Source organism: Pseudarthrobacter sp. P1 (genome assembly GCF_050156935.1).
Lineage (GTDB): Bacteria > Actinomycetota > Actinomycetes > Actinomycetales > Micrococcaceae > Specibacter.
This window is the reverse complement of record NZ_CP189584.1, coordinates 518,252-532,434: the sequence shown is the minus strand read 5'-3', so window position 1 is coordinate 532,434 and position 14,183 is coordinate 518,252. Positions and strand designations below refer to the sequence as shown.

General features: G+C 66.8%; 12 protein-coding genes and 2 pseudogenes. 1 reads left to right on the top strand and 13 read right to left on the bottom strand.

From position 1 onward, the window contains the following. Positions 1–18 precede the first annotated feature (18 nt). The 11 genes and pseudogenes from treY to ACQCSX_RS02330 form a co-directional block, all read right to left on the bottom strand. On the bottom strand, positions 19–2,352 hold the full coding sequence (treY, locus tag ACQCSX_RS02380) for a malto-oligosyltrehalose synthase (RefSeq protein ID WP_427017491.1): 2,334 nt from the start codon (positions 2,350–2,352) through the stop codon (positions 19–21). Next, a complete protein-coding gene (gene glgX / locus ACQCSX_RS02375) occupies positions 2,349–4,580 on the bottom strand; it encodes a glycogen debranching protein GlgX (protein ID WP_427017490.1) in 2,232 nt (743 codons plus the stop codon). The genes treY and glgX overlap by 4 nt, the downstream gene beginning before the upstream one ends. A gap of 87 nt (positions 4,581–4,667) precedes the next feature. After that, complete coding sequence (locus tag ACQCSX_RS02370; protein ID WP_427017489.1) at positions 4,668–5,363, bottom strand: IS66 family transposase; 696 nt, start codon at positions 5,361–5,363, stop codon at positions 4,668–4,670. Beyond that, entirely contained in the window at positions 5,336–6,067 is a 732-nt protein-coding gene (locus ACQCSX_RS02365) for a DUF6444 domain-containing protein (protein ID WP_427017488.1), read from the bottom strand. The genes ACQCSX_RS02370 and ACQCSX_RS02365 overlap by 28 nt, the downstream gene beginning before the upstream one ends. 276 nt (positions 6,068–6,343) lie before the next feature. Beyond that, positions 6,344–6,844 (bottom strand): annotated as a pseudogene (locus ACQCSX_RS02360) (CoA-binding protein); the annotation flags it as partial. Between the two features lie 23 nt (positions 6,845–6,867). Beyond that, positions 6,868–7,205: pseudogene (locus ACQCSX_RS02355) on the bottom strand (PLP-dependent transferase); the annotation flags it as partial. A 76-nt stretch (positions 7,206–7,281) separates the two neighbouring features. Next, on the bottom strand, positions 7,282–7,743 hold the full coding sequence (locus ACQCSX_RS02350) for a hypothetical protein (protein ID WP_427017487.1): 462 nt from the start codon (positions 7,741–7,743) through the stop codon (positions 7,282–7,284). A gap of 16 nt (positions 7,744–7,759) precedes the next feature. Beyond that, positions 7,760–8,515, bottom strand: coding sequence for an amidohydrolase (locus ACQCSX_RS02345; RefSeq protein WP_427017486.1), 756 nt, complete (start codon positions 8,513–8,515; stop codon positions 7,760–7,762). Positions 8,516–8,736: 221 nt separating this feature from the next. Then, entirely contained in the window at positions 8,737–9,069 is a 333-nt protein-coding gene (locus ACQCSX_RS02340; RefSeq protein WP_427017485.1) for a hypothetical protein, read from the bottom strand. Between the two features lie 27 nt (positions 9,070–9,096). Continuing rightward, positions 9,097–9,771, bottom strand: coding sequence for an LLM class flavin-dependent oxidoreductase (locus ACQCSX_RS02335; protein ID WP_427017484.1), 675 nt, complete (start codon positions 9,769–9,771; stop codon positions 9,097–9,099). Between the two features lie 106 nt (positions 9,772–9,877). Further along, positions 9,878–10,420, bottom strand: coding sequence for an alpha/beta hydrolase (locus ACQCSX_RS02330; protein ID WP_427017483.1), 543 nt, complete (start codon positions 10,418–10,420; stop codon positions 9,878–9,880). A gap of 674 nt (positions 10,421–11,094) precedes the next feature. On the opposite strand from ACQCSX_RS02330, the gene ACQCSX_RS02325 reads away from it, so the two are divergent. Next, positions 11,095–12,120 carry an NADPH:quinone reductase gene (locus tag ACQCSX_RS02325; protein ID WP_427017482.1) on the top strand — a complete coding sequence of 342 codons (1,026 nt, stop codon included), beginning with the start codon at positions 11,095–11,097 and terminating at the stop codon, positions 12,118–12,120. Between the two features lie 275 nt (positions 12,121–12,395). On the opposite strand, the gene ACQCSX_RS02320 is transcribed toward ACQCSX_RS02325, so the two are convergent. Next, positions 12,396–12,755 carry a VOC family protein gene (locus ACQCSX_RS02320; protein ID WP_427017481.1) on the bottom strand — a complete coding sequence of 120 codons (360 nt, stop codon included), beginning with the start codon at positions 12,753–12,755 and terminating at the stop codon, positions 12,396–12,398. Between the two features lie 237 nt (positions 12,756–12,992). Continuing rightward, positions 12,993–13,901: a helix-turn-helix transcriptional regulator gene (locus tag ACQCSX_RS02315; protein ID WP_427017480.1), complete on the bottom strand. Its 909-nt coding sequence runs from the start codon at positions 13,899–13,901 to the stop codon at positions 12,993–12,995. Between the last annotated feature and the right edge of the window lie 282 nt (positions 13,902–14,183).

The following is a 14,183-nucleotide window of genomic DNA, read 5'->3' as shown; positions in this document are numbered from 1 at the left end:
CGTCGGCGCTGCCTCGCCTCAGTGCCTTCCGGCAGGCACCAGGAGGGCCACGGGGTAGCCGTGCAGGATTTCCCCCACCGCGGCCTCGCCGGGGCCAAAGCTCCGGCCGGTCAGCCCGTCGGTCATTTCGACCTCGAGGGTGATCGCAGTGTCCTGCCACCCGCCCTTTTGCTCCAGGCCCCGGGGCAGCCGGGTGGCCAGCGTCAAAGCGCCCTCCCCCGGGCCGCTGCCACGGCTGAACGCGAGCAGGTGCGCCGCGGCCGTGCCACCAGCCGCCACCGGCGCATAGCCGGTGAACAGCTCCGGCCGGTCACGGCGCAGCCGCAGCGCGCGCGAGGTCACCAGCAGTTTCGCGGCATCGGCCCGGTACGATGCCGGACGCCCGCCGGCATCGAGGATCGCCAGCGCGTGCCGGCGGGCCGCGAAGTCGACGTCCCTGCGGTTGTCCGGGTCCGTCAGCGACCGGTCCCAGAATTCGGTGCCCTGGTACACATCCGGCACCCCGGGCATGGTCAGCTGCACGAGCTTCGCCGCCAGGGCGTTGGAGGCACCATAGGGTTCCAGCAGTGAAACCAGTGCGTCCAGTTCCGCGCGCACCTCGGCGTTGTCGAAGGCGGCGTCGACGGCGGCAGCCAGTTTCTCCTCGAAGGCCGGATCCGGGTCGATCCAGTTTGTCGAGTTGCCGGCTTCCCGGGCAGCCTTCCGGGCGTAGGACTGCAGCCGGTCCCGGTCCGCCGGCCATACCCCGGCGACGGCCTGCCACAGGAGGTTGGCCAGCGGCCCGTCCGGCAGCGGAGCGAGTTCCTGCAGCCGGTCCAGGGTGCGCCCCCACTCCGGCGCCAGCTCGGCCAGGACGGAGATCCGGGCCCGGGTGTCCTCGCTGCGCTTGGTGTCATGGGTGCCCAGGGTGGTCATGGACAGCGGAAGTTCGGCCTGGCGGCGGCACATCCGTGCATGGAATTCCTCCGGTGCGACGGCGAATTCGGTGGGATCCGCCCCCACTTCGGTGAGGCTTCCCAGCCGGGTGTAGCGGAAGAACGCGGTGTCCTCCACGCCCTTGGCCATCACTATGCCGGACGTCTGCTGGAAGCGGCGGCCGAGTTCGGCCCCGTCTTCCAGCCCGGCCGCCAGCAGGAGCGGGAGCAGCAGGTCCACGGCGGCCGCCAGCTTGGGGCGGCGGCGGGCCACCAGCGCGCAGGCGTCGCGCAGGACGCCCTCACCCTCGGGCAGGTAGCTGCGGTAGACCGGGAACGCGGCAATGATTTCGGACAGCACATCGGCGGACTGCGCCAGGCTGAGCCCGGCGCCGGCGGGCACCAAGCGGGCCAGCCGGAGCATCTCAGAGTGCAGGATCCCGTCCATGATCCGGCGCTTGGTGCCGTGGATTATCTCTTGGTAGTCGGGCACGCCGCCGCCGCGCAGCCTGGCATCCAGGGCATCCAGCCCCGCCTGGCCGCCGGCGTCGACGAACACCCGGTCGACGTCCGCGAGGGCGTCGTACCCGGTGGTACCCTCGCAGTCGAAGGCCGCCGGCAGCGGCTCCCCCGGCTCGAGGATCTTCTCGACCAGCAGGTAGCTGCCGCCCGTGGCCGCACGCAGCCGGTGCAGGTAGCCCGCCGGATCGGCCAAGCCGTCGGGGTGGTCGATCCGCAGGCCGTCCACCAGATCCTCCCGGAACCAGCGGACGATCTCCGCATGGGCCTCGTCAAAGACCTCCGGGATTTCCACCCGGATGCCGGCGAGCGAGTTGACGGCGAAGAACCGCCGGTAGTTCAGATCGGTGTCGGCACGGCGCCAGCCGATCAGCTCGTAGTGCTGCCGCCTGTGCACCTCGCGCGGATCATCGCCATCGGCGTAGCTGCCCTCGGCGAGCGGGAAGCGGTGGTCGTAGTAGCGCAGCTCCCCGTCCTTGACCGCCAGGGTGTCCGCATCCGCGTCCTCCCCCAAGACAGGGATCCGTACGCGGCCGTTGCCGGCGGCCCAGTCGACGTCGAACGCCTGGGCATAGCGCGACCCCCGGCCCTCCTTCAGGAGCGACCACCACCAGGGGTTCTGCGCCGGTGTGGCCACCCCCACGTGGTTGGGCACGATGTCGACAAGCACGCCAAGTCCTGCGGCGCGGGCGGCCCTGGAAACGGCCAGCAGCCCCTCGGGGCCTCCGCGTTCAGGATCGACGGCGGCGGGGTCGGTGACGTCGTAGCCGTGGTCGGAGCCCCGTTCGGCGGTCAGGATCGGCGAAAGGTAGATCCAGTCCACACCGAGCGACTTCAGGTAGGGCACAGTCTCCGCGGCGTCCTGAAGCGTGAAGTCCGCCCGGATCTGCAGCCGGTAGGTGGAGGCGGGGCTCCTCATGAGGAGGATTCCTTCGCGGCACTGACTGCTGCGGCCTGGGCCTCCACCATCTCCCCGTAGGCCTCCTCCTCGGCGGCCATGGCAGCCAGGGAACCCGCGGCGGAGTAGTCCACCACCACCTCCGGGCCCGAGTAGGCGCGCAGTACGACGAGGGACTTGGCCGCCAGCTTCAACACGGATCCGGCCTTGAGCGGTTCGTTGTCGCCGCTGCCGGCCGTATCCACCAGGATTTCCCAGAAGGGTGAGTATTCCTCGGCCGGCAGCTGGAAGTCCACGTCGTCGTCGGCGGCGTTGAATCCCATCAGGAAGCTGTCGTCGGTGATCCGGCGGCCCCGGGCATCCTGTCCGCGGATGCCGTGCCCGTTGTAGAACACGCCGATGGTCCGGCCGAATGCACTGTCCCAATCCTCGGGCAGCATCTCGGTGCCGTCCGTCCTGAGCCAGACGATGTCGGGCAACTTCTCGCCCTCTCCGCGGCGCACCGGGCGGCCGTCGAAGAAGCGGCTGCGCCGGAACGTCGGGTGGTCATGGCGGATCTTGTTGACCACGGCCGTGAACTCGACGAGCGGCTGGTCCATGGCGGCCCAGTGCACCCAGCTGAGTTCGGAGTCCTGGCAATAGGTGTTGTTGTTGCCCTGCTGGGTGCGCCCAAGTTCGTCGCCGTGCACGAGCATGGGGACACCTTGCGAGAGCAGGAGCGTGGCGATGAAGTTGCGCTGCTGGCGGGCGCGCAAGGCCAGCACGGCGTCGTCGTCGGTGTCGCCTTCCGCACCGCAGTTCCAGGAGCGGTTGTGCGATTCGCCGTCGTTGTTCCCTTCGCCGTTGGCTTCATTGTGTTTCTCGTCGTAGGACACGAGGTCGCGCAGGGTGAAGCCGTCGTGGGCGGTGACGAAGTTGATGGAGGCCACCGGGCGGCGGGCGGAGCTCTCGTAGAGGTCCGCCGAGCCGGTCAGCCGCGAGGCGAATTCGCCGAGGGTGGACGGTTCCCCGCGCCAGAAGTCACGGACGGTGTCACGGTATTTGCCGTTCCATTCGGTCCACTGCGGCGGGAAGTTGCCCACCTGGTAGCCGCCGGGGCCGACGTCCCACGGCTCGGCAATGAGCTTGACCCGGGAGACGATCGGGTCCTGCTGGATAAGCTCGAAGAAGGTGGACAGTTTGTCGACGTCGTAGAACTCGCGGGCCAGGGTGGAGGCGAGGTCGAACCGAAACCCGTCGACATGCATTTCCGTGACCCAGTAGCGCAGCGAGTCCATGAGCAGCTGCAGGGAGTGCGGGTGCCGGACGTTGAGCGAGTTCCCGGTTCCCGTGTAGTCCATGTAGTGCTTCAAATCGTCGTCGACCAGGCGGTAGTAGGCGGTGTTGTCGATGCCCTTGAAGGACAGCGTGGGGCCCAGGTGGTTGCCTTCGGCCGTGTGGTTGTAGACCACGTCGAGGATCACCTCGATGCCAGCCCGGTGCAGGTCACGGACCATGGCCTTGAACTCCTGGACCTGGTATCCGACGTCTCCGGTGGAACTGTACGTGTTTTGCGGGGCGAAGTAGCCAATGGTGTTGTAGCCCCAATAGTTGCTGAGGCCCTTTTCCTCAAGGGTGCCGTCGTTGACGAACTGGTGGACCGGCATGAGCTCCACAGCTGTGATGCCAAGCTTTTTGAAATGCTCGATCACGGCGGGGTGGGAGACGCCGGAGTACGTGCCGCGCTGTTCCTCCGGGATCTCCGGGTGCAGCTCGGTCAAGCCCTTGACGTGGGCCTCGTAGATCACGGACTCGTGGTACGGGATGCGCAGCTGGCGGTCGCCGTCCCAGTCGAAGAACGGGTTTATGACCACCCCGTGCATCGTGTGCGAAACCGAGTCGGCGTCATTGCGGGAGTCCGGATCACCGAAATTGTAGGAGAAGAGAGCGGGGTTCCAGTCGATCTGGCCCTGGATGGACTTGGCGTACGGGTCAAGGAGCAGCTTGTTGGCGTTGAACCGCTGGCCATGCTCCGGCTCGTACGGTCCATGCACGCGGTAGCCGTATTTCTGCCCCGGCTGGACCTGTGGCATGTAGCAGTGCCACACGTACCCGTCCACCTCGGTCAGCTCGATGCGGGTTTCCGTCAGATCCTCTGCCAGAAGGCAAAGCTCCACCCTTTCGGCTCGCTCGCTGAACAGGGAAAAGTTGGTGCCAGTGCCGTCAAAGGAGGCTCCCAACGGGTAGGCGGTTCCGGGCCAAACTTCCATGTATCCTCCTGCAAATGATTCTCCTGGTGGCACGGAATGGCCACCGCAAGGTAACTGCTCAGCTGGTTTCGTGAGCGAGGGGCCGGTTTAGCTAATGGCGGGTTGCCAGGGGTTGCCGTTGTGGAGCGTGGTCATCGCGGCGAACGCTGATTGGCCTTGTTTGGCGGCGGTGGAGAAGTAGGAGCGCAGCCGGCAGAACGCTTCGGCGCCGGCCATGGTGCGCAGCCCGCCGGAGACCTTCATCTTGATCTTCAGGGGCCGGATGTCACGCTCGGAGCCGTTGTTGGTGAAGGGGACCCGCAGGTCGGTGGCGAAGCGCAGCACCTCCTCGCGATGGCCGTCGAGGCGGTCGAGCAGGTTCACGTGTTTGGGCCGTTTCGTGGCGTGCTTGCCCGGGAAGAACTCGGGGTTTGCCGCCCACCCGGCCTTGATGAGGGCTTCGTATCTTCGCTGGTACTTTGCCACCAGGGCCGCGGCGAAGCCGGTCCCGCCAGCCTCCCGGGCACGGTGGGCGACACGATTGATCTCCTCCAGCAACCGCTCAATGGGCACGGCCCAGCCTTCCTGCCCGGGCACTTCGGACGCTGCCACCAGCTCACGTCCCAAATGGGCCCCGCACACCGCATGGGTGACATCCAGGCGCCAGTAGGGTGCGAAGAAATCCGTGACCAGCACCGTACCCGGTGCCAGAGCCGTCAGCACGCCGGCTTCCTCCATCGCCGCGTATCCGCGCTTGGGGGAAACCGTGTACCGGGTCAGTGTCTCGGTGCGGGCCGCATGCACCCGACCAGTTTCCCGTCCACCCGGATCCCCGTCTCATCGGCACCAAGCACGTCCGCCGCAGACAATCCCCGGACCAGGGCCTCATCGAACCCGTCCAGGCCAGCGGCCGCCTCCGCCTGCCAGCTGACCAGGGATCCCTGGCTGACCGGTGCCCCGACCAGATCACTTATCAATTCGGCGGTGCGCTTCAGCGGCAGGTGCTGGACGGTGAGCAGGTAGACGCCCAGGGCCCGGACCCGGGGCCCGTACTGCGCCGGCGCACCGACCCCAGCCGGAACATCCGCCATCGTCACGTGCCCACACGAACACCGCAGGTGCCGGATCCGGTGCTCGGTGATCCACACCGTGATCGGGGGCAGGTCAAAGACCTGCCGGGATTCACTGGAGGCCACCGGTGCCCCCGCCAATGACTCCCCGCACACGCCACACACCGCCGGGACATGGATCAAAACCTCATCCGGGGCCGTGACCTGTTTGAGGGTGTGGCCCTTGTGGCCAGGCTGGCCGCCCGGAGACCGATCGGTTTGTTGCCGGCGCGAACGCGGGCCAGGCTTCTCATAACCTTCACTGCTCGGGGGCTTGGAGGAATTCCGTGGCGACTGGCCCAACCGGGCCCGCAGCTCGGCGTTCTCCACCCGCAGTGCCTCGATCAGGCGCGACTGCTCCGCGACCACCAACCGCAACGACGCAAGCTGATCGAGCAATTCTGTATACGACGGATCCCCGGACACAACAACAGCCTGAACCCAACCTCGATCATGTCAACGAGGCGCGCCGTCAATCGCCAAAACCACCTGAGTGGTTACACCGCAAGTGACCATCATTCCCATCACACTGCGTGGTGCCAAGCATACTGACCACATGCCCGCCCTTTTACCGGTCCCCCTATGAATGGCCGGCACGGCGGCCTGCAATGCCCACCAGGGTGGGTCTCCGCTGCGATGTGGCGGCGCAAGCGCGTGGAGGTGGGTGGCCAGCCCAGACGAGATGACGCCGGTGTCGAACCCGGCCAGGTGGAGGCCGCCGTGGAACCGGGCGTGCTCGATCTTCACGCAACGGTCCATCACCACCGCCAGTCCAGCGGCTTCGCCGTTCCGGGCCACGTCCTGGTGCCAGGACCCCAGCTGGAGCCACAGCGCCTTGGCCCCTGCGGCCACGGCCTCCGTCAACGCCCCGGGGAGATCATCGTGCTTGCGGAAGACATCCACAATGTCCACCGGTTCCGGGATGTCCGCCAAGGATGCATACGTGGGCTGGCACAGGACTTCCTTGACCACGGGATTCACGAAGTAGACCTTGTACCAGGCGGACGTGGTGAGGTAGGTGGCCACAAAGTAGGATGCCCGTGACGGCGTGCCCGAGGCTCCGACGATGGCAATGGACTTGGCGTTTCGCAGGAGGGCCAAACGCTCCGCTGCCGACGGCGCCTCCCATGCTGTGGCTTCCGGCGAAGGAACAACGGTTGGTGTTGCAGTTCGCATGGATCAACCTCCTGGCTGTCAATGAGTTCGATGGCGTACCCTTGGGATGCTTCCAGTGCCTGGTCCAGGTCCCACAGGATGTCCGCCAGATCCTCCAGCCCCACGGAAATCCGCACCAGGTCCTCGCCAACGCCCGCGCACCCCGAACGAGAACACGGATCCCGGCGTTGCGGAGGTGGTTGTCCATGCGTTGCGGCAAGGTCCCCACCCCCCGGAGCAGCAGGAAGGCGGCCATCGGGCTCAACGCGGGGCCGATGTCTCGCAATTGCTCTGGACGAAGCTTGGTCAGGAAGCCGTACTCGCCAAAGTTCTCCCACCAGAAGACATTGCCATAGGACGCGACAGGTTCGGTCCGACCGGGATGCCCAGGAGTCACGGCCGCGTTGGCTGACCCAATTTGCCCACCCTGGCCGGTGGTTGCGGCAAGGCTTTGCGTGTCAGGCGTCCTTGTCCAGGTACGCCCGGGCGGCAACGACTTGGGCCTGGACGCCCGTGGACAGGGTCGGATCAACCACGGGGGCGAAGAGCGGCGAGTGGTTCGCCGGGATGTCCTGGGCCACGGTTCCCCTCAAGGCCGCGGCCCGGTACGCCTCCGCGTCGCACCCGCCGAGCAGCCAATACGTGTACGGGACCCCGAAGGCGTCGGGAATGCGACTGAAGTCCTCGGAGGCGGTCTGCCGCTCGGCACTGTGCACCGCGTCGGCACCGAAGCGGGCGGTGAACGCGGCCCTGACCCGCTCCGTCACACCGGCATCGTTGCTGGTGAGCGGAAACTGGTCGTAGTACTCGAAATCCGGCTCCCGCGGCGACTCGGCGGCAATGCTTTCCCCCCTGGCGATCCGCTCGATCGAAGCCAGCACCCTAGCCCGGACCTGGTTGTCGTAGCTGCGGATGTTCACCAGCAGGGTCGCCCGGTCAGGGATGATGTTTGACTTCGTCCCCGCGTTGAGCGCCCCCCACGGTGACCACGGCAAACTCCCCGGGCTTGGTCTCCCGTGAGACGATCGTCTGCAGCTTGAGCACGATCGAGGCGGCCAGCACCACCGGATCCACGGACATGTGCGGCATCGAGCCGTGGGCACCCTTCCCGTGCACGGTGATCTTGAGCGAGTCCCCGGCCGAGAGGACCGGCCCGGCCGTGGTGGCGGGGGTCCCTGCCGGGATCGGCATCACATGCTGGCCGAAGACGACGTCGGGCCGTGGCACCTTGGCGGCGAGGCCGTCGTCGACCATGGCCTGGGAGCCTCCCCCGACCACCTCGGCCGGCTGGAACAGCGCGATGTACGTGCCCGACCAGGCCCCGCGGCCGTCCGCCAGAAGCTTGGCGGCACCAAGCAGGGCGGTGACGTGCATGTCGTGCCCGCAGGCATGCATCACGCCGTCCACCCCGGAGGAGTAGGGCAGCCCGGTGGCCTCGGTGACGGGCAAAGCGTCCATGTCGGCCCGGGAAAGCACCGTGGGTCCGTCCCCGTTCGCCAGGACGCCGACAACGCCGGTGCCGCCGATGCGGGTCACTGCGTAGCCGAAGGCGGTGAGCTTCTCCTCGACGAGCTTCGATGTCCCATGCTCCTGAAAGCTCAGTTCGGGATGCCGGTGCAGGTGGGTGTAGGTCTCCTTGAGCCAGCCGAGCTCGGACTCAAGTCCTGCCAGGACTGCGTCGGAACCACTCATGCGCACCCCTCTCTCGGAGTCTGGGCCTCGCGGAGGCCGGGCGTCCGGGTGGACCCGGCGCCACCTGCCAGGGCCAGCATATGCCAAACGCGCATTGCGGAACCGGCATCGAGCCGTTGACGAACGGCGCCACCCCTGGTCCATCGTGGGTGGCGCTTCGATGGCTGGACTCCACGGACGCGGCTGGGCACGTGGCCGCCGTCGTCGCCACGGAGGAACCGCTAGTGCTTCAGCGCCGCCCGGACGGCAGGCAGCACCTCGGTCGCGAGCAGTTCGATGGACCGCAGGGTCTCCGCCTGCGACAAACCACCCAGGCCGACCTGGGCGAGGAAGCGGGTATGGCCCAGAATCTCGTGCTCCCAAAGGATCTTGTCGACGATTTCGGCCGGGCTGCCAGCAAAGATCGCGCCGCGCGGGCCCGCCCAGGCCTCGAAGCCTACGCGATCGAGCCGTCCGGTGCGCGGCATGTTCTGTCCGATGTATGCACCATAGTGTGGGAAGAACGTATCCCGTGCTCCCTGCGAGGTATTCTCGACGTAGAAGTGCGAGGTCACGCCGATCCGCCCCGGCATCTGGCCGGCCTATGCGGCGGAGTGGCGATACAGTTCGGCCAAGGGTGCGAACCGCTCCGGACCCCCGAGGATCGCCAGGTACAACGGCAGCCCAAGCTTTCCGGCACGCACCGCCGAGGCAGGGGTCCCGCCGACCGCCGCCCAGATCGGCAGGACGGCCTGGACCGGGCGCGGCCAGATTCCCCCATCCCGCAGCGGTGGACGGGTGGTTCCGTTCCAAGTGACGGGGTTTTCGTCGCGGATCCGCAGCAGCAGCTCGAGCCGGTCTTCGAAGTACTCGTCGTAGCGCTCCAACTGCTGGCCGAAGAGCGGGAAGGACTCCAGGTAGGCGCCGCGTCCGACGGTGATTTCGGCGCGTCCGGCGCTGATGAGATCGAGCGTTGCGAAGTCCTCAAAGACACGGACCGGATCGGCGCTCGAGAGTACGGTGACGGTGCTGGTCAGGCGGATTCGTTTGGTCTGCGCGGCCGCTGCGGCCAGCAGGGCCGGGGGTGAGGACACCGCGAAGTCCTCCCGATGGTTCTCGCCGACGCCGAAGACATCCAGCCCGGCCTCGTCGGCGACCCGCGCCCATTCAAGGATGTCGCGGGTTCGCGCCGCGGCATCCATCGGCTTCCCCTTGGCGCTGCGGGTGAGGTCGCCGAAGGTGAAAATGCCGATCTCGAACGGGGTGGTACCGCTCATGCGCGGGCCACCGCCTGGGCACCGACCTCGGCGGCGAGGAAGTCGCGTACGTCGTCGAGCTCGGGTGCGTTGATGCCGTGCGCCAGTCCCGGATACACCCGCTCAATCAACGAGGTGTGCTGCGGAAGGTACTCGCTGCTGCGGGTGATCGCCAGGGGGGGGCGATGACCCTGTCGTCGGAGCCTCGGCCCCAGAATAGGGCAGGGCGGCTGCCGCGCAGCGTCTCGTCGCCCGGCTGCGGTGCGCCCAGCACGAATCCACCGAGCACGACGGGGGCCAGCACCCGTTCGGGCTGCACGCGGAGCAGCTGGCTGGCCATGAGCCCTCCCTGCGAGAACCCGATGGGCACGATGCGGGTGCCGGGGTCCAGGTTTGCCTCGATCCAGGCCCAGATGGCGTCCGTTGCTGCCTCCACCGGCCCGGCCTCGGGGTTTCCGGGCATGGTGATCGAGAACCATGCCGCCCCGTCATTGCCGAGCTCAATCGGCGCCCGCAGGGATGCCCAGGGCAGGTTCAGCCCAAGCGCCGGCGCCAGCGAGCCCAAGTCGTGTTCGTTGGAGCCGAAGCCATGCAGGAAAAGGGCGACCGCATCGGGAACGGCATTCGTGGTCCAGCCGTGCGAGCGCACGTCCCGCAGTGTGGTGTTCATTCGAAGGAACAGCTCCTTGGGTTAAGGGAATCCGGGAGCCGGGGTGCGGGTCGTACACCCCGCGGAGCGGTGGGAGGGATGGAACGAACGGCCATCACCGGCGACAAGCTCGGTAGCAGGCAGTTAGCTGGGTTCAACGATACACCAATTACTTGCAGCTTCAACTATATGGTTTCCGTGCCCCCATTGATCCGCACAAGCTTCTACTGGCTGTCTAGGCGCCCGGCCGCGGCGGAGGCCACGTGCATCCGGGCGGATCCAATACGCCTAGGCAGCAACAGTGCTCCGCCGTCGAGTGCAACAGGCGCCACGACAGTGCCATTTCGTCGGGCGCCGCCGGCTGGGCGCATCTCGGCCAAGCATCCATTCGTGGGTGGTCGAGCCCTCGACCAGGACTGTCGCGTCTTCGGGCAGCAGCGCGGGATCCGGCTCGGGGCCGCCGGCATCGGGCGACAGCGGCTCGCCGCCGAAGCCGGGGGCCGCGGCGAACGTCCGGCCGGATTCTTGCCCATCGTGTCCGGACGGGGCAGACTCGGTCCACGGGTAGATTCATCTGTGGTGGTTGGCAGTCAAACATAGGGACCCCCCTCGGCCATAATGGCGGAAGTCGAGCCTATGGCTCCCGCGGCGCTCTCATCCCTTCCCCGGATAAAGCCCGAAGAACAGGAGTAACAATGAAGGCCATCATGTACGAAAAGGCAGGTCCGTCGTCGGTGCTGGTCCTGCAGGACAGACCGCTGACAGCACCCGGACCGGGCCAGGTCAGAGTCCGGGTGGTGGTCTCCGGCGTCAATCCCACCGATTGGAAGTCCCGGGCCGGCAGCGGGACCTCAAGCATGCTGGAGGCACCCAAGGTGCCCAACCAAGATGGCGCCGGCGTTGTCGACGAGCTCGGGTCCGGCGTGACGGGACTGTCCGTCGGAGATCGCGTTTGGCTGTGGGACGTTGCCTGGGGCGGCACTGAGGGCACAGCCCAGGAGTATGTGGTGGTGCCGGCCGCGCAGTCCGTTGCACTTCCGGACACGGAATCCTTCGACACCGGTGCATCCCTGGGGATCCCTGCGCTGACCGCACATCGTGCGCTGACCTCCAACCAGAACGGGCCGGCCAGGCTCTCGCCGGGATCCTTGGAAGGGCGGGTAGTGCTGGTCACCGGAGGCGCGGGTGCGGTCGGGCACGCGGCCATTCAGCTCGCCCGCTGGGCGGGGGCAACCGTCATCACGACCGTGAGCGGGGAACGAAAAGGTGAACTTGCCCGCCAGGCCGGCGCGCACTGTGTGATCAACTATCGCACTGCCGACATCCCGCAGACCGTATATCAGGCAGCCCCCGGAGGCGTGGATACGATCGTCGATGTCAACGCTCCGGCGAACATCGCCAGTGACCTCGAGGTGCTGAAGCCGGGGGGAACCATTTCCATTTATGCTGCCAACCCCGGCGAATCCCTGGCCATTCCCATTCGCGAGAGCATGGCCAAGAACGTGCAATACCAGTTCATCCTCACATACACCGTGACGGACCAGCAGAAGACGGCGGCCGTTGCCGCCGTCACCGATGCGCTGACAGCAGGGGTACTGCGTGTCGGCGACGACCACGGGCTGCCCCTGACCCGCTTCCGGCTCGAGGACACCGCGGCAGCCCACGACGCCGTGGAGCACGGCTCCGTCGGAAAGATCCTGATCGACGTGTCCGAGTCCTAGGCAACTCTCTGCCGGCGGCGGCCGGAGTCCCCTGGTTTCCGCCGGGGACGCTGTGCCCCAGCCGTCGGATTACTTTGTCCCGCGACGAAGGTTGCATGACTACACGTCATCATGTGGCACTGCCCGTGTCCACGTGCCCTGCGCCTGCCGTTCGGCTCCGTGCGAAAGAACCTCCAACAGACACCTTCTCCGTCGGGCGCAGTTGTCGGATCAGCACCTCCGACGACGGGAATGCGCCCAACACCGCCTTAATACGGCTATCGCCACAGGCGGGCTCATTCCTGGTCTTCCACGTCCTGGACGGATCGGGACAGCAGGCAGAACTCGTTGCCCTCGGGATCGCTCAGGACCACCCAACTGACGCCCTCGCCTTGGCCCACGTCCGTGCGCCGCGCGCCAAGGGCAAGAAGGCGCTCGAGCTCATCGGCAGTGGACACTCCATCCGCCCGCAGGTCGAAATGCAGCCGGTTCTTCACGGTCTTGTGCTCGGGCACGGGGCATACATCGATGGAAGGCCCGGATCCATCATGCGGTGCAATGCTGCTGAACCCGTCATCTTCATCGACAATGCGCCAGCCGAGGACGGCGCACCAGAAGTCGGCCACCACGCGCGGCCGGATCGCATCGATGGCCACGACAGCAGGTCGACTCGTCATGGCACCACCATAGCCCTTGGGGCATGGCGGGAGCTGTTCTAAGATCTCATGATCTTCTTATCCAACGTGAACTTTTGCCTACGGGCGGCCCAACGCCGTGGAGGCAGCCACCGCACAAGCTTGGACCGTTGGCCGATCACGCACCGCTGCATTGAATCAATCCGTCGGCGTGGCTCCAGACGCCATCGGCGTCGACGCGAGCACTGCAGCATCAGTTCACTGGTGGTGGAGTTCGACTGTGGATTCCTTGGCTGACGCCGAGGGGGTCGGCGCACCATATTCCGTGGCTGCCCACGACGCGAGCAGGCGCAGTGCCTGCTCGTTGGCGGACCCGGGTTCAGCGGCGTAGATGGTGAGGGTCAGGCCGGGCTCGGCGGCCATTTCCAGGCCTTCGTAGGCCAGGGTGAGGTCACCGACGACTGGGTGGTGGAAGGTCTTTGATCCCGCGCCATGATGGCGGACGTTGTGCGCGCTCCAACGGCGCCGGAACTCTTCACAGCGTGTGCTGAGTTGACCGATGAGGTCGTGGAGTTCCTTGTTGTGCGGGTCGCGGGCGGCCTCGGTGCGTAGGATGCCGACGGTCATCTCGGCAAAGAGATCCCAGTCCGGGTAGAACCCGCGCGCCCGGGAATCAAGGAAGGTGAACCGGGCAATGTTGGGCGGCTGCCCGGGCATGTCGTAGACGTCCCGGTAGAACGCGCGGGCCAGAGGATTGACGGCGATGAGGTCCATGCGTCCGTTGCGGACGAACGCGGGGCCGGCGGTGACGGCGTCGAGGACCCAATGCAGACTCTGGTGTGTGGCCCACGTCTGTGGATTTCGGCGCCGCGGCGGTCTGGCCACAGGGCTCGCCGCATGCGCCAGATCGAAAAGGTGGGCACGTTCGGCTTCGTCCAGGCGCAGGACCTTGGCAAGGCTGTCAAGAACCTCCGGGGAGGCTCCGCTGATCGCACCACGCTCCATGCGGGTGTAGTATTCGATGCTCACCCCGGCCATGGTGGCCACCTCGATGCGGCGCAGCCCCTTGACCCGCCGATTGGTGCCAGTGGGGAGGCCGACCTGTTCCGGGGTCACCCGGGCACGGCGCGAAGTGAGGAACTCACGCACTTCTGCTCCATTGTTCATGCCCTCCACACTAGCCAGAGCCGGTCCATGGAGGGAGTCCCTGCCAGTACCCCCATCAACAGGGACTCCCTCATCGTTGGCATGCGGTGTTGAGTGGATGAAGGAAAGCGAACCACCCCGCCTGAGGACCCCGGACGTCCCAGCCAACAGGAAGAAAACCCCCACCTTGACTTCAGAAACGATGACGGACGGCGGCGTGCGCACACGGACAGCTGCTGGGGACGCCGTCGACCCTGTGGAAACGCCGCCGGTGACGCCAGGAACTCCGCCAGCCCCGGGCAG

Bases quoted from the DNA above. Each gene is read 5' to 3' on its own strand.
- ACQCSX_RS02330 (WP_427017483.1), bottom strand. From the start codon at position 10,420: ATGAACACCACACTGCGGGACGTGCGCTCGCACGGCTGGACCACGAAT.
- ACQCSX_RS02315 (WP_427017480.1), bottom strand. From the start codon at position 13,901: ATGAACAATGGAGCAGAAGTGCGTGAGTTCCTCACTTCGCGCCGTGCC.
- ACQCSX_RS02325 (WP_427017482.1), top strand. From the start codon at position 11,095: ATGAAGGCCATCATGTACGAAAAGGCAGGTCCGTCGTCGGTGCTGGTC.
- ACQCSX_RS02335 (WP_427017484.1), bottom strand. From the start codon at position 9,771: ATGAGCGGTACCACCCCGTTCGAGATCGGCATTTTCACCTTCGGCGAC.
- ACQCSX_RS02345 (WP_427017486.1), bottom strand. From the start codon at position 8,515: ATGAGTGGTTCCGACGCAGTCCTGGCAGGACTTGAGTCCGAGCTCGGC.
- glgX (WP_427017490.1), bottom strand. From the start codon at position 4,580: ATGGAAGTTTGGCCCGGAACCGCCTACCCGTTGGGAGCCTCCTTTGAC.
- treY (WP_427017491.1), bottom strand. From the start codon at position 2,352: ATGAGGAGCCCCGCCTCCACCTACCGGCTGCAGATCCGGGCGGACTTC.